This window comes from Brumimicrobium glaciale, from assembly GCF_004152935.1.
Taxonomy (GTDB): domain Bacteria; phylum Bacteroidota; class Bacteroidia; order Flavobacteriales_D; family Crocinitomicaceae; genus Brumimicrobium; species Brumimicrobium glaciale.
This window is the reverse complement of the sequence record NZ_SETE01000004.1, coordinates 296440-320236: the sequence shown is the minus strand read 5'-3', so window position 1 is coordinate 320236 and position 23797 is coordinate 296440. Positions and strand designations below refer to the sequence as shown.

Here is a 23797-nt window from a genome sequence, read left to right as displayed (position 1 = left end):
GATTAATATTCAAAAGTACCGAATTCCGATGTAATCGTAAGTTTTTTTGTATCACTTTCTTTTACGCGACCAACAATTTGTGCATCCACATTAAATGATTCTGAAATCTTAATAATGTCTTGTGCAATTTCTTTAGGTACGTAAAGTTCCATTCGGTGTCCCATATTGAAAACCTTATACATCTCTTTCCAGTCTGTTCCAGATTCTTCATGAATCGCTCTAAACAACGGTGGAATAGGGAAGAGGTTATCTTTAACAATATGTAAATTATTTACAAAGTGTAATACTTTGGTTTGTGCACCACCACTGCAATGAACCATTCCATGAATGTCAGAACGGTGGTGATCTAAAATTTTCTTAATAATTGGAGCGTAAGTTCGTGTTGGAGAAAGTACTAGTTTTCCAGCGTTAATCGGACTTCCTTCAACATCATCTGTTAATTTATAATTTCCACTATACACTAAATCTTCAGGAACACTTGGGTCAAAACTCTCTGGATATTTCTCAGCCAAGTATTTATGGAAAACATCATGACGAGCAGATGTCAATCCATTTGAACCCATTCCACCATTGTATTCCTTCTCGTAAGTCGCTTGTCCAGACGATGAAAGTCCAACAATTACATCTCCAGGTTGAATATTGTGATTGGAAATAACATCTTCACGTTTCATTCTACAAACCACAGTTGAATCAACAATAATTGTACGCACCAAATCCCCAACATCAGCAGTTTCACCACCAGTTGAGTCAATTCCAATTCCCATTTCACGTAAATCAGCCAATAATTCTTCAGAACCATTAATTAATGCAGAAAGAACTTCTCCAGTAATTAAGTTTTTGTTGCGACCGATTGTAGAAGAAACCAGAATATTGTCTGTCGCTCCAACACACAATAAATCGTCAACATTCATAATCAAAGCATCTTGCGCAATACCTTTCCAAACAGAGATATCACCTGTTTCTTTCCAGTACATATAAGCCAAAGCAGACTTCGTTCCCGCACCATCAGCATGCATCACAATACAGTGATCCTCACTTCCAGTCAATAAATCCGGAACGATTTTACAAAATGCCTGAGGAAAAAGTCCCTTGTCAATATTTGCAATTGCATTATGAACATCCTCTTTCCCCGCGGAAACACCTCTTTGATTATAACGATTATCTGCCATGATTCTTTTACAATTATGAAAGTGCAAAGATAATTAAAATTTAAGAGAGGGGGGAAGGTTTTTTAAGAGTATCGGGTAAAAATAAAAGGGTGACGCAAAGTTTCGCAGAGGAGCGGAGATACGCGGAGAAGGAAAGAAGAAAAAGAGAGGGGTAAGCATAACGTCACATTAATTGGAAAGTTCATAGAGTTTAAGGAGATGCTAAATTATTTATTTTTGAATTCGTAATTATAACATTCGTAATTCGTAATTAATTTTGCGTCCTTTTCTGTCTCCACCTCCAATCTGTCTTGCTGAAAAGCCACGCTGTAAAATGCCCCAAAAGGAGCTTCCAAGGTCGCTCTTCTGGTGCATACAGCTGGGTTTTCATCTGTGACAGGATTTTCGTTTTTGTCAGGGCCGGTTGGGGATTAGCGTTGAAATTGGAGGATAGGGAATTTTTATTTGAATTGATTAAAAGTTTGATTGATAGGGTTTAGGTTAGGAATAATTGTTTAGATTTATGGGGTATTAAACAATAAAACTGTACAATGTTATTCATTTAAAGAGATAATGTACGGTTTATTTGGATGTATAAATAAGTTGTGCAACATCGTAAGGCTACAAGTCGGATAGAACAATTGCTTTTCAATTTATAAGTTAAATGATAATGGAAATTGATGGGAAATGGATTGAAATTAATGGGGCTCTTAAGGCAGACTCTAACTGTAAATTAATTGCAGAAATGCTTCAGAATGATCTAAAAGTCATAGAATCTAGTGAAGATGGCTGGACGCAAAAGTTAGAAGGAAAAAATAACGAGATATGGAAATTAACATATCCCCAGAGTCATTTACAAGGTGGAGGTCCCCCGAAACTGACTTTAATTAATGAATAGAAAATACTGTTTATTCGATTATGAGAGTTAAAGAATTAAAAACAATAATTAAAGAATATAATCATCCTGAGATCATCGGGATGTATTATAATTTAAGTGAAGTATTTATTAATTATGTTGCAAACCCTAATCAGATATTTGAAATTCGCTTCAAGAATGTCGCAGGATTTAGATGTTTAGATGAGGGAGACTTGACTAGTTACTGGGGGAAGAAAGATTTGTCAGGAAAATGGTTAGTCGAAATTACAGAAGGAGGATGGCAAGATTCCGAATATGTAAATGGCAATTGTATCGTCTCTAAACAAGACAGTGAAATTCGAGAGTTTTTAATTATGAGCGAAAATGATTGTATATCAATTTTAAGCACAGACGACCCCGAAATAGCGATGACGTTGCATAACAACACCTAAAAAACAATGCAACGATTGCGCTTCGAATGATAAATCATCCTCAGCTCAATCACGCTCCTTTCAAATTATTGCTTATTTTTAAGGATTGCAGCGATTTTATAGCTGCAAAACGTTATGCGCAAATTAAGGTTGCATGCCAAGCAAACAAGTGAAATCAAGTAATTATGATGAAAGATAAGTTTTTTTGTAGAAATTGTAAAGGAATAAGAAATCACAAGGAGATTCATCAAGAAAAAACAAGAGGTGGAGATTATGAGGGTTATTTTCAATGGATGAGGAATTTCTCAATCATTCAGTGCCTTGGTTGCGAGACAATCTCTTTTCTTGAAATTTATGGTGATACAGAAATGATTGAACATAATGAAAATGGAGAGCCAGACTATTACTTTGACAGCACAATTTATCCTTCTTACCTTAATAAGTCTGAGGAACTTGACTATCAGCATTTCATTCCAGAATCAATCAGACTAATTTATGGTGAAACAATTTCTGCATTTAAGGCAGATTCATACATATTGACAGCAGGGGGATTAAGAGCAATAATTGAAGCTATTTGTAATCATTTAAAAATTAAAAAGGGTAACCTTGCAGATAGGATTGACTTATTGCATAATAAGGGTCATTTGACATTAAGCGAATCGAAACGTTTACATTCTATAAGATTTCTTGGCAATGATGCCTTACATGAAATTGAAAAACCTAAGAAAGACCATTTATATATTTTACTTGATATTATTAATCATTTGTTAGCGAATTTATTTATAAATGATAAAAAGCTAAAAGGAAAAATGGATACCATAGTTGATAAATATGATGAATATATTAAGCTTATTCAAAATAAAATTGAAAAAGATATGATTGGAAAAGAATATACAATGAAAGATATTCTTGGAAAGTCCATCCGCCTTATTCCTAAAAAAGATTACAAAAAATTGGAAGATGAGTTAAAGAAGGAAATAAATGTTGGGAAAATCGAATATATCTCGATTGCAAAAGAACCTGACGAAACGATATACAAAATTGTAAAAGGACCAGAATTTGCATTTGACTGGTAAAAAATAAAAGCGCATAACACAGCCTTAGCCGGTCAGCCTTTAAAAACCTTCCATTTTTACATTAATGTAGATCTAAAAGTTTGTATCTTCGATAAAACATTTAACAAACAGGCCGCAGCAAAGGCCCAACCGATGGGCAATATATGAGGTATACGATTTTAATAGTGATAGGAATTTTTATTGCAAATCCAGTCTTTTCACAAGAAGACAGCTCTACTCAGGAAATAAATCCGACTGAAAATGAGGATTCTGTTAGGGGTAATTGGGGATTATCCTTCACGTATTTTTCTGACCATTTTATAAATGATTTTAGTCAGTTTTCAAATGTATTAGGTGAGCATAACACTAACTTAATGAATGAATTAACTTTAACACATAATTGGGGATTGGCAGCAACTTATAAAAAGTATCAAGTAGGGTTGAATTATGGCAATGGAAGTGTAAAAAATAACGAGTATGATTCTTTGAATCTATCTTTTAACTCAAATGTGTTACGGCTTGATTTGGGTTATAAGTTAATTGACCGAAAAAGAGTAATAGTAATGCCTGTATTTTCATTGAAAATGAACCGGTATAAGCTGATTAACAGTGAAAAGGATGAAGACGTATCAATTGAAGAATATTTGGTTAACAGAGACCTTGATATTCGATTTAACCAATTGACAGGATTTATTGGCTTAAATGCCGCTATTAAAATTAATGGCCGCTATTTAAAAATACCCATAAAGTATTGGACTTTGGGTATGTACGCTGGCTACCATTTCAAACTTAATAAATATCCGTTTATAAATTCTTCCGGGAATAATTTGAAAAGTGAACAACAAATAAAAATAAACAGTCTAAATTTTGGCCTAAAGTTAACACTGTATATTATATGATAAGAAATAATGTTGCCCAACACGCATTAAAAAATGTAAGGCATAGAACATTGTTTTTAACAACATAGTATTTAATAAATGACACGTTAACTTAATAGGTATGCGCTTCAAAATGGCCAACGTTTCTTATTAGCACCGTTAGCTGTAATCTAAATAAAAATTCAGATCTACCTCAAAAAGGATTAATAAAAAATAGAAGTAATATTTTAAAAAGGAAATAAGCGCCCTTTGTCCATCCCGTCATCTTCAGAGGTAGGAAAATCTTTCCGAATTTCCGCATTCTTTATTTACCTAGCAACCTCTTTGTTTTCTGTATAACTTCTGTGAACCTTCTTACTTTTGAACCACAGCGTGGTGGTGTACGTTACCATAGGATGTATTCCTATGTTTTCATATTAAGAATTACAAATCTCTGCATCTCTCTATTCCAAAGTGATTTCTTTTTCTCTTCTTCATTCCTCAATTCACCGCAACCAAACCAAACCTCCGTGCATCTCCGTGAAAACCCTCCCTTTTTCTCCGTGTAAAAATAAGCGCCAACGGTGCCTCCTCTCTCTTTCTTCCTCCCCTAAATACCCCACCCAAAAACCTCTGCGAATCTCTGCTCCTCCGCGTATCTCTGCGTCACCCTTCCACCGCAGGTGAACCCCAAAAAAAAAGAGGCCGCTCTCTCGAACGACCTCCATTAACCCTATAAGAATTTAACCTTATTTTTTATCTTCTTCTTCAACTTCTTCGAAGTCAACATCAGTTACCTCGTCGTCACCAGCTGCGTTTTCTGCACCTGCTGCTCCTTGGTCTGCTGCTCCTTCTTCACCACCTTGCTTGTACATCTCTTCAGATGCTGCTTGGAATACAGTGTTTAGTTTTTCAGACGCATAATTGATTTTTTCAATATCTTTTGCTTCGTATGCTGTTTTTAATGCAGCTAAAGCATCTTCAATTGGTTTTTTCTTGTCTGCTGGAATTTTGTCTCCATATTCAGTCAATTGACGTTCAGTTTGGAAGATTTGAGAATCAGCTTTATTAATAGCTTCAACTTCTTCTAATTTCTTCTTGTCAGATGCTTCGTTAGCTTGCGCTTCGCTTTTCATCTTTGCGATTTCTTCTTCGCTCAATCCTGAAGATGCTTCAATTTTAATTGATTGCTCTTTTCCAGTTCCTTTATCTTTTGCAGAAATGTTCATAATTCCGTTTGCATCGATATCAAAGATCACCTCAATTTGTGGTTCACCTCTTCTTGCTGGTGGAATGTCAGTCAACTGGAAACGACCTAAAGTCTTGTTATCCGTTGCCATTGAACGCTCACCTTGAAGTACGTGAATATCTACTGATGGCTGATTGTCTGCCGCTGTAGAGAATACTTGTGATTTCTTCGTTGGAATAGTTGTGTTTGCTTCGATTAATTTCGTTAAAACACCACCCATTGTTTCAATTCCTAAAGAAAGTGGAATAACGTCTAATAACAATACGTCTTTCACCTCTCCAGTTAAAACACCACCTTGAATAGCTGCTCCAATTGCAACAACTTCATCAGGATTAACTCCTTTTGATGGATCTTTCTTGAATAAGTTCTTCACTGCAGCCTGAATCATCGGGATACGTGTAGATCCACCAACTAAGATTACTTCGTCAATATCATCAACTGTTAAACCAGCGCTTTTTAATGCCTTACGACAAGGAACGATAGTTCTTTCAACGATATCAGCGATCAATTGCTCAAATTTAGCTCTTGGTAAAGTTCTAACTAAGTGCTTAGGAATTCCGTCAACTGGCATAATGTATGGCAAGTTGATTTCCGTTGTTGTAGAAGAAGAAAGTTCAATTTTCGCTTTCTCAGCTGCTTCTTTCAAACGTTGAAGTGCCATTGGGTCTTTTCTCAAGTCAATTCCTTCGTCGCTTTTAAATTCGTCAGCCAACCATTTGATGATTCTCTCATCAACATCGTCACCTCCTAATTGTGTATCACCATCTGTAGACAATACTTCGAAAACACCGTCTCCTAATTCTAAGATAGACATGTCAAAAGTACCTCCACCAAAGTCAAATACTGCAACTTTTTGGTCTACGTTCTTTTTATCTAATCCATAAGCTAAAGCTGCTGCTGTTGGCTCGTTGATAATTCTTTTGATTGTTAAACCAGCAATCTCACCAGCCTCTTTCGTCGCTTGACGTTGAGAGTCATTAAAGTATGCAGGAACAGTAACAACTGCTTCTGTAACTTCTTGACCTAAGTAATCTTCAGCAGTTTTCTTCATTTTTTGAAGAATCATTGCAGAAATTTCTTGTGGTGTATATGTACGGTCATCTATTTTAACACGTGGTGTGTTGTTGTCTCCTCTAACTACTTCGTAAGACATTCTTCCGTCTTCGTTATTAACTTCATCATAAGTTACACCCATGTATCTTTTAATAGACGAAATAGTCTTTGTTGGATTTGTAATGGCTTGACGTTTAGCTGGATCTCCAACTTTACGTTCTCCTCCTTCTACAAATGCAACGATTGAAGGTGTTGTACGCTTTCCTTCTGCGTTTGTAATTACTACTGGCTCGTTACCTTCCATCACTGAAACACAAGAGTTGGTAGTACCTAAGTCAATTCCAATTATTTTTCCCATATCAATTTTTGTTTATTCTATTTTTAAATTTTAACTCTCCTCCCTATTCTCAATTCTTGTGCCACTGAATAAATACGCAAATATTCATTCATTTTGACATCTTTTCATTCTTTCGTGCGTCTAATGACTGACATCTTGTCCTAAAACTGTCAATATTGTAGTATGTTTAGTGACTGAATGAAAACGCAATATCCTGATTCATTGATAAGAATACGTCAAAGTCAAGATTAGCTGAGGTTATAATTATCAGGATTTCCGCCTATTAAAGTCAGGATGAATCCAATTATAAAATGTGCAGAACAGTAATTGACGTTTTCATGCAAAGATTATATAGAATTACTTACCTTTAACTTTATGTATCGATTTTCACTATTACTGTACATCTTTCTCCTCGTATTTACTGGAAATACGCAAGAAATAACCCATGCTCATTCCGTTCATCATGCTTTCATTGAGAATAAAGGACAATGGGGAGATCATGTTTTCTTCAAGAATAAAGTTGAAGGAGGAAATATGTGGGTGGAACAAGGAAGAATCTTATTTCAATTACAAGATTATTCAAAACTACAAGAAGCACATTTTTCTAAAAAGGAAATTAAAGAAGATATTACTTTTAAAGAGAAGTTAATTGAATTAGAATTTGTGGATGCGCTTGAAATTCGAAAAGTTGAAAAGAAAGGAGCAACAGCGCATTACTACAATTACTTCTTAGGAAATGATGAATCTAAATGGGCTTCTGATGTTAGAGGTTTTGAAGAGTTTACCCTAAAAGAAATCTACGCAGGAATTGACATAAGATTTATAGAACAAGAAAAGCAAATTAAATATGAGTTTATTGTTGCGCCAGGAATCGAAACAAATCAAATCAAATTAAAATATTCCTATCAAGATGAATTGAAAATTGACAAAGGTGGAAACTTAATCATTAAGACTGAACTAGGAAATATCATCGAAGAAAAGCCTTACGCTTATCAAATTGTAAATGGAAATATTGTTGAAATTTCATGTGAATACGAATTGATAGACAATGTAGTGACTTTTAAATTAGGTGAATACAATAAAAGAGTCGCTTTGGTGATCGATCCAACACTCGTTTTTGCAACATATAACGGAGCGCTTTCAGATAATTTTGGAATGACTGCAACTTATGGGCACGATGGTTCTGCATTTACTGGAGGAACAATTTACGGAAATTCTCATCCTATGCCAGATCCAAATGCGTATGACATTTCCTCAAATATGACAGTGACAAATGTTGGAGGTGTTACTACAGATGCTTTTGTTGTAAAGTATTCTGCTGATGGAACAACAATGTTGTGGGCTACTTTTTATGGTGGAGGAACCAATACAAATGGTACAGATGTTCCACATTCCTTAATTTGCGATGCAGCCGATAACTTGTATGCTTTTGGCTCAACTTCCTCTTTAGATTTTCCAATTGTTAATGGTTTTCAGTCTAATCATGGGGGAGGAGTTCCTTTTGCAATTACATCAAACGGAACAAATTTCGGAATAGACGGAACAGATATTTATGTTGTTAAATTCAGTACAGACGGTCATAATTTATTAGGTTCAACTTATGTTGGAGGAAATAAGAATGATGGAATAAATTATATGATTAGTGCTGGGAATTATACTTCTGCAGGCGCTTATGATAGTTTAACCACAAATTATGGAGATCAATTTCGTGGTGAAATCATGTTGGATTCTTTGAATAATATAATCATAGGATCCTGCTCACGTTCGGCGAATTTCCCAACACAAAATGCCTTTCAGCCTGCTTTAGCTGGACAACAAGATGGAGTGATTTTTAAATTGAAAAATGATTTCTCTACGTTATTATTTTCTAGTTATTATGGCGGATCACAAGCAGATGCTATTTATTCTGTGAAAATAGATTCAAGCTACAATATTGTCTTTGGAGGTGGAACAACTTCCTTGGATTTAAACAGTACTCCTGGTGCATACCAATCTACAAATGCCGGAGGAGAAGCAGATGGATTTATTGGGAAATTATCACCTGACGGGTTGACTTTGACACATTCAACTTATGTTGGAACGCTAAATTATGATCAGGTATTTTTTGTGGAAATAGACCGATTAGATAATATTTTTGTTTTAGGTCAGAGTAATGGAGGACTTTTTCCAGTTATTAATGCCGCTTATTCAAATCCAAATTCTAGTCAGTTTATCGCTAGATTCGATCCTGATTTATCAATTATTGAAGGGTCAACAGTTTTTGGAAGTGGAAACCCAATATTTGATATTTCTCCATCTGCCTTTTTAGTGGATATCTGTGGAAATATGTATGTTTCAGGTTGGGGAGCTAATATTCTGCAAGCTAGTCCGATGAGTGGAATGCCAGTAACTCAAAATGCATTTCAAAGTACGCCGCCCAGCGGATTTGATTTTTACTTAATGGTGGTAGAACAAGATTTTAATGGTCTACTTTATGGGTCGTATTTGGGCAGTACTTCTTCGCCAGAACATGTGGATGGTGGAACAAGTCGCTTTGATAAAAATGGTGTCGTTTACCAAGGAGTTTGTGGTGGATGTGGTGGATTTAGTAATTTCCCAACCACACCAGGAGCTTGGTCAAATCAAAATTTATCTACTAATTGCAATGCTTTAACATTCAAATTTGATTTCAATCTTATTCCAAATGCCGAGTTTTCAATAGCGTCAGAGACAGGATGTGCGCCTTTTGAGGTCAATTTCGAAAACTTTTCATCCGATTCAGATTCCTATTTATGGGATTTTGGAAATGGAGATGTAGATTCAACAACCTTTGAACCCACGGTTATTTATTCAACTCCTGGAGTTTATAATGTGATACTCACTGTACTGGATTCAATTTGTTCAATTGTTGATACAGCTTATATTACTATTGAAGTTTTCCCTCAAGTTATTTTAGAAAGTATTCCTGAAATTAATGTATGTGATTCAACATCTATAACAATGACGGCTGATGCCAATGGAACTGCAACATCTTTCGTTTGGTCAACTAATAATAATTTTACTGATACCCTGAATTTATCTATAGCTGACTCTACTGTAACAATTGTAAATCCTGCAGATGGTTACTATTACTTCATGGCCTCGAATGGTGGCTGCAGCGTCATGGACAGTGTAGAAGTTATTAATCTCGTTTTAGATGCCGACATTACACCTGATAATTCCATTGGATGTTCGCCCTTTATTGTGAATTTCGAAAACACTTCCTCTGGCGCCTATAGTTTTGTATGGGATTTTGGAAGCGGCAATTTAGATTCAACAACAGTAGATCCGACAATTACCTATACAGATCCAGGGTTTTATGAAGTTATACTTATAATTACTGATTCAATTTGTTTTATTTCTGATACTGCTTTTATAACCATTGAAGTTTATCCTGAAATTGATTTAGAAAATATTCCTGAGATCAATTTGTGTGTTCCAGATACGATTACACTAACTGCAGACGCCAACGGAACAGCTACTTCTTTTGTTTGGTCAACGAATATTAACTTTACTGATACATTAAATTTGACTGTTTCAGATTCATCAGTGACTATTAATGATCCGGTTTATGGTTATTACTATGTTACTGTTTCCAATAACGGATGCAGTGTTATTGATAGTGTTTCTGTAAACTTCACTAGCGCTAATTTAGTGATTGAGGGAAACACCAATTTATGTTTGGGTGATGAAACTGTCATTTCTGCTTTAAGTAATAACAGCGCTGTAACTTTTGTTGATTTCGATTGGCAGCCCGATTCTATTGTCGTTTCTGGCGATGGAACAAGCGATGTGACTATTCAACCGAATGTTTCGCAATATGTTTATGTTACCGCAGTTGCCAATAACGGTTGTGTTTTATTCGATTCGATTCTTGTTTTGGTGAGTGATATTGACGTATCTAGTGTCCTTGCTTCAGCATCAGAATCGATTATTCCAGCAGGTACGGATGTAACTTTGTCGGCTAAACCAGATGGATACTCCTATTCATGGTCGCCATCTGAAAATGTTGCGAACCCAACTGCGCAAGAAACCAATGCTACCCTTTTTGAAACAACTACATTCACAGTATCTATTTCAGACGGTATTTGTACAAAAACATCATCTGTTACAGTAAAAGCTTTTCCTTATCTCTGTAATGAACCATTCATTTTTGTTCCCAATGCATTTACTCCAAACGGAGATGGGGAAAATGACGTTTTATATATCCGAAGTCAGATTGTTAGTGATGTCATTTTTAGAATTTATAACCGTTGGGGAGAATTAATTTATGAATCAACGACATTACATGAGGGTTGGGATGGGACTTTTAAAGGAAAAAAACTTGATCCAGATGTTTATGATTATTATTTAGAAGGACACTGTATTGATGATCAAGAGTTCTTAATAAAAGGAAATATTACATTGATTCGATAATTGAAAACGATTAAATACATATTTGTTTTATTGTTGTGGTCGAATTTTGTTCAATCGCAGGACATTCACTTTTCACAATTTGATCATAATCCGGTGTTTCAAAATCCTGCCAATGTTGGTCGTTTCAATGGAGATTATCGGATTCATGCCAATTACCGAGATCAATGGAGAAATGTAACAGTTCCTTTTCAAACTTTCTCAATATCGGGAGAAGTAAAACAAATCTACAAAGATTTTAATGTCGGTGGTTTTCTAACCAATGATGTAGCCGGAGATGGTTCTTTTCGTACAATCGAATTTCAACCCTCTGTTTCTTATACTTATAAACTAACATCAGACTCAGTCCATCTTTTGAGGCCAGGAATTCAATTTGGAATTAACTTTCGTTCTTTCGACGCTTCTGCTTTCACTTTTGACAACCAATGGAATGGTTCACAATTTGATGAATCTTTGTCCAGCAATGAAGTGTTCCAATCTCAAAGAAAAACGAATTTCACATGGGGAGTTGGAGCAGCTTATGAATTTCAGAAAGGCAAACGACAACGTATTATTGCAGGTTTAGGATTATTCAACATCAATAGACCCAATCAAGGCTTTTTTGGAGAGAAAATTAAAAGAGATATGCGTTTTAATTTCTTCACGCAAGCAGAATATAAAGTTGGATTTGACTGGGATATTTTACCAAGTATACAATTGAATTTACAAGGAAAATACCGCGAATTAATTTTAGGTTCTCAAGTAAGGTATATTCTCGAAGACAGATTAGGAAACTACAAATCAATCATGGCGGGAATTTATATGCGAAGTAGCGATGCTTTTTACATCTCCGCAGGAATGGAATATCAAAATTACTGGGCTGGAATTTCTTACGACATCAATACTTCAAATTTATCGCCTGCCAGCAGATCGCGTGGAGGATTGGAATTCAGTTTCCGCTATATTATTCATAGGTTTAAACCTGAGATTATAAAACATAGAGTATGTCCAGATTTTATATAATATTCATCTTTCTGTTTTTGTCAACAGCTTCTTTTGGGCAAGAGTTGAAAAAATATCTTGAGTTTGCCCAAGAAAAATTTCAAGAAGGAGATTATGTCTATGCTTTGCAGTATTATGAAAAAGCAATGAAAATTGATTCTAATACAATTGATATTTTATGGGAATATGCCGAAACATTAAGAGCATATAAAGATTATCCAAAAGCAGCTTTTTATTATGGAAAAGTATATGGCAGAGAAGGAGCAGAGCTATATCCATCCAGTTTATTACAATATGGTTTAATGCTCAAACAAACTGGAGAATATGATAAAGCTTTGGAGCTTTTTAAATTGGGAAAGAAGAAATACAGGAATGACAGAAGAGGATACTTATATCAAAAAAGTAGAGCGGAAATTCAATCTTGTATTTGGGCAAAATCCAATCAAGGAGATTCATTAGATTATATTTTTGAGGCTTTGCCAGATCATATCAATACGCCAAATGCTGAGTTTGGACATAGAATTCATAAGAATCAATTAATTTTCTCATCACTTCGAGCAGATTCTATAAGCACAAGCGAAGAAGTTTACGATCCATCTTATCGCACACATTTATATTCATCAGTAATAAAGGAAGGACAATTTGAAACTGAAAACCGCATTGATGAATTGGCCTACGAAAATGTGCATACTGGAAATGGAACTTTTAGCTTAGATGGAAATCGATTCTACTTTAGTTATTGTAAAGATGATGGATACAATTATAAATGCAAAATTCTTGTGGCTTATGTTGATGGAGAGAAATTCGTTGACATCGACACCTTAGGAAGCATAATAAATGTTGAGAATTCAAATACGACAATGCCATTTATTGGCGAATGGGATGGAAGCGAAGTATTGTTTTTTGTTTCTGACCAAGAAGGAGGTAGAGGAGGAATGGACCTGTGGTACAGTTTTATAAAAGATGGAAACCAATTTCAACGACCAATTAATATTAGAACATTAAATTCTATTGACAATGAATTATCGCCTTTTTGGGACGGTAAAACGAAAACACTGTATTTTAGTAGCTCATGGCATGATGGTTTTGGAGGTTATGATGTTTTTAAATCGCATTACAATACTTCATTCGGAGATCCAGAAAATATGATGGAACCGATTAATTCGCCAGCCAACGATTTGTATTATTTTGAGACTTCTTCAAATGATTCTGCATTTTTCAGTTCTAATCGTTTGGGAAGTAATTACAGTAAAAATCCAACATGTTGCAGCGATATTTATAGCATTAGGAAACCATTAATTGATTTTCCACCAACAATTGAAGAAACGCTAGAAGATTTAAACAGGAGATTGCCGGTCACGCTTTACTTCCATAATGATGTACCAAATCCAAGATCAACCGACACAGTTTCCAATGTCAATTATATAGATAGTTATAATGATTATATCGCAATGATGGACGAATACAAGAAAAAGTATTCAGTTGGATTAAAAGGAGAGAAAAGTGATGATGCAAAAGATGATATCGAAGATTTCTTTTTAGAATATGTCAAGCAAGGAGTAAATGATTTAAACCAATTTATTTCACTTCTGATTACAGAATTAGAACGCGGTCGCAAAATTGAATTAACCGTCAAAGGTTTCGCAAGTCCCTTGGCAAAAAACGATTACAATGTGAATTTGACTAAAAGAAGAATTGCTTCGATGGTAAATTATCTGAGCACTTTTGATAATGGTGTTTTCAAGAAATACTTAAATAACACATCAGAAAATGGAGGAGAATTAAGAATAGTTCAAATCCCATTCGGAGAAGACGAAGCCAACAAAATTGTTAGTGACAACCCAAACGACAAGAAAAATTCGGTGTATTCCAGAGCAGCAGCAAGCGAAAGAAAAATTGAAATCCAAAGTGTGGATTTGCGTAAAGATTTGTAGGGGCGGTTCTGTAGGGGCGATTTGCAAATCGCCCTTACAAAACCGCCCCTACAAATCACCCATATGGAACCGTCCATACGAACCCCCCATACAAATCACCCATACAAAACCGTCCCTATGAAAATCTATGCATCAACCAAAGCCAAATCCATCTCACAAAGAGGACATTGTCCTTCTACTTCATAAGTTTTTCCGTCTTCACAATCCATTGGACATTGGTAAACTTCCTGCTCAGCCGTTTGTTCTTGTACTTCTGTACCTTCAGCGCCACATGCAGTAAACATCATTCCAGCTAGGAAAAACATTCCTGTTGCCATTAAAACTTTCATTTTTTTCATGTTATATTGTTTTTGTGTAATTCTTTAAATTTCCAAGAAAGATAGTTAAAACGATTAATTTAAACAAATTGGAGGAATTAATTTTTATATCGATGCTAGATTTGAATAGATATATTGGGCTGCCAATATAGGTCGTTAATCCCTAATTTTAACGAAATGTTTTTTAATAATACAGCAGATAATCGCATTAATTAATTTTATCTAGAGTTAAACTTTAGCAAAAAGGAAGAAGGGATTCCTCAGTTGTTAAAATCTAATATTTTCTCAACTATCAGAATGACAGTTCTTAGAGAAGTCTTTGGGGTAAAATTTGCTCAAGCGAAGCTTGAGCAAATTTTACCCCACCCAAGCCAACGAAAACCTGTCATTCCGATGGAGTGAAACGACGAGGAATCTCTTTTTAAATAATTACGACTTAGCTTGGTAACCCAATAGAACCATAAAGAACAGCAAACAGTATAAAAGGATTTTGGTAATTACTGATTCTTCTATAATGCTTTTATATTCAATGAAATTAAAAACGATTACGCACAAAAAAAGAGGAAATAATTAATTATCTCCTCTTCAATCAAGCTTTACTCAATATTATATTAATCTTCTACTTCAAACATTTAAAATAATCAAATGGTTCTTGACAATCATTACATTGATAATGTGCTTTACAAGCCGTAGAACCAAATTGAGAAATCAATCTTGTGTTTTTCGACTTACAAAGTGGACAAGGAATAACAGGTTTTTTACCAAAAAGAACAGACTTATCTCCCTCATCTTGTGGCGGAGTAATTCCATATTCTTCAAGCTTTCTTCTACCATCTTGACTCAACCAATCCGTTGTCCAAGCAGGAGAAAGAACCAGTTCCACATCAACTGTAATGTTTTCTTTGGCTAATCTTGCCTTAATGTCTTCCTCAATAACCTGCATGGCCGGACATCCAGTATAAGTCGGAGTAATAATTATCTTCCAATGATCTTTACTCACAAACTGAACATCACGAACAACTCCAAGATCAACAACAGTCAACACAGGAACCTCTGGATCCGTAACGTCCTCAAGCATTGCCCAAATATCCTCAGCTTTCATATTAATTACGAATTATGTAATTACGAATTACGAATTGTTCAGTTGAAAGTATTATGAAATAATTCAAACATTCGTAATTCGTAATTGATTTACAAATCAGACCGTTAACCATTAATGAAAAGTCCAAACGCGTTAACCATTACTAATTAACCATTAACCATTAAATTTTACCATTCCATTCCCGGATAAGTTCTCTGCATATATTGCAATTCAGCCAATAAATAACCTAAATGCTCAGAGTGAACTCCTTTTCTACCACCTGTTAACTGCCATTTTTCTTCTGGAAGTTTCAATGTTGCTTCTTCAAGGATTTTTTCAATGTTGTTTTCAAAGGCTACTCTGAATTCTTTAACATCTGGAATAATTCCTTCCTTAATAAGGATTTCTTCTACTTCATCTTGGTAGAATAATTCATTTATGAAGCGAGATAAATCTTTAACTGATGCTTGAACACGGTCATGAGATTCTTCAGTTCCGTCTCCTAAACGAATAATCCATTCACTTGAATGTCTTAAATGATATTTAACTTCCTTAATTGTTTTTGTGGCAATTGCAGAAATTCTTTCATCCTTACTGTTCATTAATCCTTCGTACAATAAATGTTCGAAGTGATCAAAGAAGAATTGACGAACAATTGTTTTTCCGAAATCTCCGTTTAATTGCTCAACCAGCAATACGTTTTTGTATTCTCTTTCAATACGCAGGAAAGCTAAATCATCTTCAGTTCTTCCTTTGTCTTCAACTTCAGCAGCGTATTTATATAATTCTGTCGCTTGACCAATTAAATCAAGTGAAATATTCGTTAATGCGATGTCTTCCTCAAGGATAGGACCGTGTCCACACCATTCAGACAAACGGTGACCAAGGATTAAACTGTCATCTGCTTTTCGCAATAAAAATTCAAATAATGCTTCTTGTTTTGTCATTTTTTCGGCTTACATGTGTTTAATTCCTTCTGGAACTTCATAAAATGTTGGGTGACGGTATATTTTTGAATTTGCTGGTTCAAACATTGGTCCAGCTTCAGAAGGATCTGATGCAACAACATTTTTAGATTCAACAACCCAAATACTCACACCTTCGCTACGACGTGTGTAAACGTCACGTGCATTATTGATTGCCATTTCTTCATCTGGTGCCCTTAAACTACCCGCGTGTTTGTGACTTAATCCTTGTTTACTGCGAATAAATACTTCCCAAAGTGGCCATTCTTTTTTGCTCATAATTTCTTTTCTTGAATATAATTAGTGAATGCTTTATTAAGATACTTTTTTATTACGTCTAGCTCTTTTTTCAGCATAAACATTTGCGGCTTCTCTAACCCACATTCCATCTTCTTTTGCTTTTTTACGGGCTGCAACACGTTCATCATTACATGGTCCGTACCCTTTTACAACTTGCCAAAACTCATCCCAATCGATTTCTCCAAAGTCATAATGACCTGTTTCTTCGTTGAATTTAAGATCCTTATCTGGAATTTTTAATCCAATTAATTCTGCTTGCGGCACAGTAGCGTCAACAAACATTTGTCTTAATTCATCGTTGGTGTTTCGTTTAATTTTCCAAGCCATTGACTGAGCAGTATGTGTAGATTCTGCATCATTTGGTCCAAACATCATTAATGAAGGCCACCACCATCTGTTCAATGATTCTTGCGCCATTTCTTTTTGAACTTGTGTTCCTCTAGCCAATTGCGTCACGATTTCAAATCCTTGACGTTGGTGAAAAGATTCTTCCTTACATACACGCACCATTGCACGCGCATAAGGTCCATAAGAACATCTGCACAAAGGTACTTGATTCATAATTGCAGCTCCGTCGACTAACCAACCAACCATTCCCATATCTGCCCAAGTCAATGTTGGGTAATTGAAAATACTTGAATATTTAGCTTTACCAGAGTGCAAGTCATCTATGGTGTCTTCACGATCTGCTCCTAAAGTTTCAACAGCACTGTATAAATACAATCCATGTCCAGCTTCATCTTGAATTTTAGCCAATAAAACAGCCTTTCTTCTCAAATTTGGTGCACGTGTTACCCAATTCGCTTCTGGTAGTTGTCCTACAATTTCTGAATGGGCGTGCTGTGATATCTGACGAATTAAAGTTTTACGGTATGCATCAGGCATATAATCTTTCGGTTCAATTTTAATCTCACGATCAACTTTGTCCTGGAAATTCTTGTCTAATGCTTCTAAATTATCTTTCTCCATGTTTTTTAGTTTTTTGAGCGCAAATCTTTTGTGAAAATCAGCTCCTCTACAAATTTATAAAATAATTACGATTTCTTATCTTGATTATCAACTCTACTTTCTGTTTATCTTACTTTTTACCAGTTAAAACAATATAATTAAGCATAAGTTCAACAATATATAATCCTAATGGCTGAAAAGAGCTTAAATGTCACTTTTAAAATCAATGTTGCAATAAGATATAACTTTTTACCACGGAATCCAAGAAAATTGCCTTTAGTTGTTAATTTTGTAAGCACAGAATTTGAAAATTATGAATCCAAGATTTCACACATTAAAAGTAAAAGATATTCGTCAGGAAACTAATGATGCTGTATCTATTGCATTATCAGTCCCTAATGAGTTTGCGGAGAATTATAAATATACACCAGGTCAATACGTGACTTTCAGAACCACAATTGATGGTGAAGATGTTAGAAGATCTTACTCTATTTGTACTGGTTTGCAGGAAAATGAATTGCGTGTAGCTGTTAAAAAGATGGTTAATGGTAAGTTCTCAACTTTTGCAAATGATGTATTGAAGGTTGGAGAAGAAATTGAAGTGATGACGCCAATGGGAACATTTACTACTGAAATTGACGAAAATACGAATAAATCATTCTTGTTTTTTGCTGGTGGAAGTGGAATTACTCCTGTTATGTCATTGATCAAAACAATTTTGCATACTGCGAAGAAAAGTAATGTTACTTTGATTTATGGTAATCGAGGTGTTGACCACATTATTTTCCGTGATGAATTAGAAGATTTGAAAAATAGATACATGAACAAGTTTAGCTTGATGCATGTATTTAGTAATGAGAAATTAGGAAATAAACTACAAGAAGGTTTATTGGATAAAGATAAAATTGAAAGTATTTATAAAGCAGTTTTGGAAGGTCAAGATACAGACGAAATATTTGTTTGTGGTCCTGAACCAACTATTTACGCTGTAAAAGATGTTTTTGAAGAAGCTGGCTTTGATCCTAAGAAAGTGCATTTTGAATTATTTACTTCGCCAACTCAAACCAATAAAAAACCATTACCAACTGTTGCTGCTGCTGAAAAAGTAGAAGCTAATATTAAGGTTATTCTAGATGGTGAGGAGATTTTATTGAATTTGCAAAGTGATGGAGAAAGTATTTTAGATGCAGCTGCAAAAGCGGGTGCTGATGTACCTTTTTCATGTAAAGGCGGTGTTTGTTGTACTTGTAAAGCAAAAGTTTTGGAAGGTTCAGCAAGAATGGATGTTAACTATGCGCTAGAAGCTGACGAAGTTGAAGCCGGATATATTTTAACTTGTCAAGCACATCCGATAAGTGAAAAGTTGGTAGTTTCTTTTGATGAATAATAACGATATAAAAGATAGATATGAGTTTGTTTAAAAAAGTGTTTGGGGGGAAGAAGGAGTCAAGCAAAGACAATAAGAAAGCTACAAAAGAGCAATCGAGTGCTGTTCTTAAAATCAAACAAATTGACCGATTGACTGAAGATGCAGTAAAAGTTGTTTTTGAAGTTCCTGAGGCATTGAAAGTAAGTTATGCTTACGTTCCAGGTCAATATTTGAATTTGATAATGGACATCAATGGAAAAGCGGAACACCGTTCTTATTCTATTTGTAGTGATGTTAATGAACCTTTGGCAATTGGAATTAAGAAAGTTGAGAAAGGAGTTGTTTCTTCTCATTTCAATGATAAAGCTAAGGTTGGAGATGAAATCGAAGTTAGTTTTCCAATTGGAAATTTCAAGATGGCTAAAGTTGATGGGAATTATGTTGCCATTGCAGCAGGAAGTGGAATTACTCCTGTGTTGTCCATTGCAAAATTAATCAACGGAACAGGAGAAGGACATTTAGATTTATTCTATGCAAATAGAAATGACCAATCTATAATGTTTGAAGAAGAATTGAATCTATTATCAGCAGATAAAGTAAAAACAACGCATATATTTTCTGAACAAGAAAAAGAAGGTTACTTACACGGAATGTTGACCGAAGAGGTGATTACCGGTATTATCAAAAATAATTTAGAGTTACTTAAAGCGAAAGGATTCTACTTATGTGGACCTGAGCCAGTAATTATCAATGCGCAAAATGTATTGAAAAAGTTTGGTGTTCCAGATGAGAAAATGTTCTATGAATTATTTACTACGCCGGTTTTAATGGAATCAACTAAAGAGTCAGTAGTTTCTAATTTCACTGGAATATCGAAAGTAACTGTCATTTTGGACGACGAAGAAGAGGTTTTTGAATTGGCGACTGACGGAGATACAATCCTTGAAGAAGTTGAAAGTCATGGAATCGATGCACCATATTCATGTCGTGGAGCAATCTGCTGTACATGTAAAGCGAAGGTTTTAAAAGGTTCTGCAACTATGGAAAAGAACTTTACATTAACAGATAGCGAAATTAAGGATGGTTACATTTTAACTTGCCAAGCACATCCAAACAGTGAAGAATTAATTATAAGTTATGACGAATAAGGTAATTGTAGTTATCGGAGCAAGTAGGGGGATTGGTAAGGAATTAGTCCTTCAATTTGCTAAAGAGAAATCCAATACTGTTATTGCTTTATCGAGAAATACTGAAGCAATGAAATCTAATTTTACTGCTGAAAATATTCATTCAGGTTTTATCGATTTAATGTCGGAAGACCTGCATGTTGACATGGCGAAAACGCTAGACCAATTTCCTACGGTTGATATTGTGATCAATAACGCTGGAAAATTAGTGAATAAGCCTTTTCTTGAATTAACAAGAGAAGACATTAACGCTTGTTACCAAACCAACGCAATTGGTGTTATGCACGCGACGCAATTCATGGTGGGCAAAATGCTAGAAGAAGGGGGGCACATTGTGAATATTTCAACAATGGGAGCGTTTCAAGGAAGTGTGAAATTCCCTGGATTATCCGCTTATTCAACATCGAAGGCCGGAATAACAAGTTTCACGGAACTTTTTGCTGAAGAATACAAAGACACAAAAATTAAAATGAATTGCTTGTGTTTAGGAGCAACTCAAACAGAGATGTTGGAAGAGGCATTCCCTGGATTACAAGCACCAATTTCTGCATCTGAAATGGCTGAGTTCATTGTTGATTTTGCCTATACAGCTCCGAAGTTTTTTAATGGGAAAGTTTTACCTGTGAGTTCGACTACTCCTTAATCAATTAGGAATAATTCAATTACGAACGGCGAAGTAGAGGTAATTGAGCCTGAGGATTTATTAAACGAAGAATGAAATTTATATTTGATTTTGCACGGTACGGACGATTTGCAAATCGTCCCTATACCATGCAAATCGTCCCTACATCATGCAAATCAATTAAATTTTGAAAATTCATCCTACAAGCCACCTATAATTCTTCAAGTCTAACAACCCCCAAAACGTTAACAATTTAACAATAAAAATTAATAATTAAAATGAAGCTGTACGCCATTCGATTAAAGAAACTTTACCTAGCTATTGCATTGCTTTCTCCAATTTGGATTGTGATTCCAGTACTTATTCAAAGAAATGGTGGCCATCAATATCTTGTTATATTTCTTGGACTTGTATTGTTAACATTAACAGGTGTTTTAGCACATAGAGTCGCTCGAAAACCAATAGAACTAAAAGTTGATGATAATAAAGTCACTTACGATGAGATTTCTATACCTAAAAAAGATATACAAAGCATCAACATAAATAAATCAGGAATTGGAATATCAGCTATAGAATTTAATATGAAATCTGGTAAAAAGGTAATTCTACATTTGCCAAATTTAAAACGCAATGCCGAAAAAGGAATTGCGTTTATCGAAAAGAATTTGCCTGAAATAGAAAAGATTGCACCTGTGGATTTGTTGGAGGAGTAGGCTTGCCCTATTAGGGCATGCATACACCGCCAACATGCATACACCCCCAACATGAATGAACCGCCAACATTTATACATACAGCATACACATTATATGCATAGGACCACATCATTCATCCATACCAGCATGCATAACCTTCTAACAAAGATAATCCAACATACCAAACCCAATAAGCATCACCGTTTCCTTTTCCCATTAAAAATATCATCTTCCCATTTCTGAGGATTATTTTCTATATAATTTTGAATTCGTTCAAATGATATAGAATTACGAATGATATGATCATTAAATTTTGGCTGCCAACCGAATGAAGGATTTTTCTTACGTGCATTGATTGTTACGATTCTTTTATATTGATTAATGATAACACCAACACTACCAGGATTCCAATTTTCATTTTTTCCACCAATTCTTATTTTAGATTTTGATTTCGGTTCTGCTTGTTTATTGGTATCATTAGAACTTGATAAACCAGCGCAACCTTTCAAAATTAAAATTCCATGCGTATGATTTGGCATTACTACAAAGTTTTCCAATTGAACGTGAGCAAAGTGATTAGGTATTTCCATCCAAAATTCTTCAGCAAATTTTCCAATATCATTGAGATGCATTGTTCCATTTTTAATTTCACCAAAAAAATGCTTGTGGTTTGCGGCGTTTATTGTTACGAAATAAGCACCATCATTTCGGTAATCCCAAGATTGTAGTCGAAAGGAACCATTTCTGTATTTATTGTTTTTCATGAATTAAGTGGTTTTTGATATTTATCTAAATTAAGATACAAAAACTAAATGCTTTATTCACGCTAAAACAAGACCAATCTCATAAATAACATTTGAAAATAGATTATTAAATGACAATTAAAAAGGATGATAAACAACCAAAACAACCACGCCTAACGAATTATCAATTTACCATTAATAATTACTTCGTAAGCAACTTCAACAAAAGCTCTTCTCTTTCGATTTTAGGCATAGCTTTCTTTTCAATCGCATCTTTAAAGTCAACTGTAATTAATTCATCGGCTTTAATTCCAACCATTTTTTCTGTAACACCAGCCATTAAAAGTTCAACTGCCATAATTCCAGAACGAGTTGCTAAAGCACGGTCATAATAGGAGGGAGAGCCACCTCTTTGAATGTGTCCTAGGATTGTGGTGCGTAATTTGAAGTCTTCTAGATGAGGTTTTATTTTTCGCATAATGTCCATCGCACCGCCTTCTTCATCTCCTTCGGCAACAATGATTATACTGCTTCTGCGTCCTTTATTTTGAGATTTTATTTGATTGGCAATTGCAACTATGTCGGTTATTGTTTCAGGAATTAAAACAGATTCTGCTCCAGATGCAATAGCTGAATTTAAGGCTAAAAACCCTGAATCTCGTCCCATTACTTCAACAAAGAAAACCCGTTTATGTGAGGTAGCAGTATCTCGAATTTTATCTACAGCCTCAACAATAGTGTTTAATGCAGTATCATATCCAATTGTCGCTTCTGTTCCATATAAGTCATTGTCGATTGTTCCTGGAAGCCCAATAACTGGGATATCTACCTCTTTGGCCAATACATTTGCACCACGAAAAGAACCATCTCCACCAATTACGATTAATCCATCAATTCCGGCTTCTTTAACATGGGCAACAGCACTTTTTCTTGCTTCGGGATCTTTAAATTCTGGGCAACGAGCAGATCCTAAAATTGTTCCTCCGCGTTGAATAATGTTGTCAACATCGGTATATTTCATATTTATAAATCGACCATTCATCAATCCTTCAAAACCATCTCTGATACCCACAGCTTCAATCCCATAGTGCATTGCTGCTTTTGTAATTGCGCGAATTGCAGCATTCATTCCTGGTGCGTCGCCTCCTGAAGTAAGTATTCCGATCTTTTTCATAGTAAATTTTGGGTTAATCAATAATTATGTGAACAATGAACCCTAAAAATAAGTGAATAAGTTCAA

20 protein-coding genes are annotated in these 23797 nt (G+C 35.0%); 11 read left to right on the top strand and 9 right to left on the bottom strand.

The window, feature by feature from the left end:
* Window positions 1-2 precede the first annotated feature (2 nt).
* The gene (locus ERX46_RS11245) at window positions 3-1169 is read right to left on the bottom strand and encodes an AIR synthase related protein (RefSeq protein WP_130093966.1); all 1167 of its coding nucleotides are present in this window, start codon (window positions 1167-1169) and stop codon (window positions 3-5) included.
* A 643-nt stretch (window positions 1170-1812) separates the two neighbouring features.
* On the opposite strand from ERX46_RS11245, the gene ERX46_RS11240 reads away from it, so the two are divergent.
* The 4 genes from ERX46_RS11240 to ERX46_RS11225 all read left to right on the top strand — a co-directional run bounded on the left by ERX46_RS11240 (window position 1813) and on the right by ERX46_RS11225 (window position 4389).
* Window positions 1813-2046 (top strand): Imm27 family immunity protein, encoded by a 234-nt coding sequence (locus tag ERX46_RS11240; RefSeq protein WP_130093965.1) that lies wholly within the window; start codon window positions 1813-1815, stop codon window positions 2044-2046.
* A 20-nt stretch (window positions 2047-2066) separates the two neighbouring features.
* Window positions 2067-2456 carry a hypothetical protein gene (locus ERX46_RS11235; protein WP_130093964.1) on the top strand — a complete coding sequence of 130 codons (390 nt, stop codon included), beginning with the start codon at window positions 2067-2069 and terminating at the stop codon, window positions 2454-2456.
* A gap of 164 nt (window positions 2457-2620) precedes the next feature.
* Entirely contained in the window at window positions 2621-3511 is an 891-nt protein-coding gene (locus ERX46_RS11230; RefSeq protein WP_242494569.1) for a DUF4145 domain-containing protein, read from the top strand.
* A gap of 164 nt (window positions 3512-3675) precedes the next feature.
* Window positions 3676-4389 (top strand): hypothetical protein, encoded by a 714-nt coding sequence (locus ERX46_RS11225; protein WP_130093963.1) that lies wholly within the window; start codon window positions 3676-3678, stop codon window positions 4387-4389.
* A gap of 707 nt (window positions 4390-5096) precedes the next feature.
* Here the strand turns inward: ERX46_RS11225 and dnaK are convergent.
* Window positions 5097-7007, bottom strand: a complete 1911-nt coding sequence (gene dnaK, locus ERX46_RS11220) for a molecular chaperone DnaK (protein ID WP_130093962.1) — start codon at window positions 7005-7007, stop codon at window positions 5097-5099.
* Window positions 7008-7361: 354 nt separating this feature from the next.
* Here dnaK and ERX46_RS11215 point away from each other — a divergent pair, with 354 nt between their 5' ends.
* From ERX46_RS11215 to ERX46_RS11205, 3 genes are read left to right on the top strand one after another with little or no spacing between them, the layout of a single operon-like run.
* On the top strand, window positions 7362-11420 hold the full coding sequence (locus tag ERX46_RS11215; protein WP_130093961.1) for a DUF7948 domain-containing protein: 4059 nt from the start codon (window positions 7362-7364) through the stop codon (window positions 11418-11420).
* On the top strand, window positions 11421-12419 hold the full coding sequence (locus ERX46_RS11210; protein WP_130093960.1) for a PorP/SprF family type IX secretion system membrane protein: 999 nt from the start codon (window positions 11421-11423) through the stop codon (window positions 12417-12419).
* Complete coding sequence (locus tag ERX46_RS11205) at window positions 12401-14332, top strand: tetratricopeptide repeat protein (protein WP_130093959.1); 1932 nt, start codon at window positions 12401-12403, stop codon at window positions 14330-14332. The genes ERX46_RS11210 and ERX46_RS11205 overlap by 19 nt, the downstream gene beginning before the upstream one ends.
* A 125-nt stretch (window positions 14333-14457) precedes the next feature.
* On the opposite strand, the gene ERX46_RS11200 is transcribed toward ERX46_RS11205, so the two are convergent.
* The 5 genes from ERX46_RS11200 to paaA form a co-directional block, all read right to left on the bottom strand.
* Window positions 14458-14670 carry a heavy metal-binding domain-containing protein gene (locus ERX46_RS11200; RefSeq protein WP_130093958.1) on the bottom strand — a complete coding sequence of 71 codons (213 nt, stop codon included), beginning with the start codon at window positions 14668-14670 and terminating at the stop codon, window positions 14458-14460.
* Between the two features lie 598 nt (window positions 14671-15268).
* Complete coding sequence (gene paaD, locus ERX46_RS11195) at window positions 15269-15751, bottom strand: 1,2-phenylacetyl-CoA epoxidase subunit PaaD (RefSeq protein WP_130093957.1); 483 nt, start codon at window positions 15749-15751, stop codon at window positions 15269-15271.
* Window positions 15752-15918: 167 nt separating this feature from the next.
* The gene (paaC, locus tag ERX46_RS11190) at window positions 15919-16677 is read right to left on the bottom strand and encodes a 1,2-phenylacetyl-CoA epoxidase subunit PaaC (RefSeq protein ID WP_130093956.1); all 759 of its coding nucleotides are present in this window, start codon (window positions 16675-16677) and stop codon (window positions 15919-15921) included.
* Between the two features lie 9 nt (window positions 16678-16686).
* Window positions 16687-16974, bottom strand: coding sequence for a 1,2-phenylacetyl-CoA epoxidase subunit PaaB (gene paaB / locus ERX46_RS11185; RefSeq protein ID WP_130093955.1), 288 nt, complete (start codon window positions 16972-16974; stop codon window positions 16687-16689).
* A gap of 36 nt (window positions 16975-17010) precedes the next feature.
* Window positions 17011-17964: a 1,2-phenylacetyl-CoA epoxidase subunit PaaA gene (paaA, locus tag ERX46_RS11180; RefSeq protein ID WP_130093954.1), complete on the bottom strand. Its 954-nt coding sequence runs from the start codon at window positions 17962-17964 to the stop codon at window positions 17011-17013.
* Between the two features lie 292 nt (window positions 17965-18256).
* Here paaA and paaE point away from each other — a divergent pair, with 292 nt between their 5' ends.
* The 4 genes from paaE to ERX46_RS11160 all read left to right on the top strand — a co-directional run bounded on the left by paaE (window position 18257) and on the right by ERX46_RS11160 (window position 21834).
* Complete coding sequence (paaE, locus tag ERX46_RS11175; RefSeq protein ID WP_130093953.1) at window positions 18257-19330, top strand: 1,2-phenylacetyl-CoA epoxidase subunit PaaE; 1074 nt, start codon at window positions 18257-18259, stop codon at window positions 19328-19330.
* A 20-nt stretch (window positions 19331-19350) separates the two neighbouring features.
* Window positions 19351-20460 (top strand): 2Fe-2S iron-sulfur cluster-binding protein, encoded by a 1110-nt coding sequence (locus ERX46_RS11170; RefSeq protein WP_130093952.1) that lies wholly within the window; start codon window positions 19351-19353, stop codon window positions 20458-20460.
* The gene (locus tag ERX46_RS11165; RefSeq protein ID WP_130093951.1) at window positions 20450-21142 is read left to right on the top strand and encodes an SDR family NAD(P)-dependent oxidoreductase; all 693 of its coding nucleotides are present in this window, start codon (window positions 20450-20452) and stop codon (window positions 21140-21142) included. Before ERX46_RS11170 ends, ERX46_RS11165 begins: the two co-directional genes overlap by 11 nt.
* A gap of 257 nt (window positions 21143-21399) precedes the next feature.
* Window positions 21400-21834 carry a hypothetical protein gene (locus ERX46_RS11160; protein ID WP_130093950.1) on the top strand — a complete coding sequence of 145 codons (435 nt, stop codon included), beginning with the start codon at window positions 21400-21402 and terminating at the stop codon, window positions 21832-21834.
* A gap of 177 nt (window positions 21835-22011) precedes the next feature.
* Here ERX46_RS11160 and ERX46_RS11155 read toward each other — a convergent pair whose 3' ends face one another.
* Together ERX46_RS11155 and pfkA are read right to left on the bottom strand one after the other, a co-directional pair.
* A complete protein-coding gene (locus ERX46_RS11155; RefSeq protein ID WP_130093949.1) occupies window positions 22012-22578 on the bottom strand; it encodes a transposase in 567 nt (188 codons plus the stop codon).
* Window positions 22579-22759: 181 nt separating this feature from the next.
* Complete coding sequence (gene pfkA, locus ERX46_RS11150) at window positions 22760-23731, bottom strand: 6-phosphofructokinase (RefSeq protein ID WP_130093948.1); 972 nt, start codon at window positions 23729-23731, stop codon at window positions 22760-22762.
* Window positions 23732-23797: the final 66 nt, after the last annotated feature.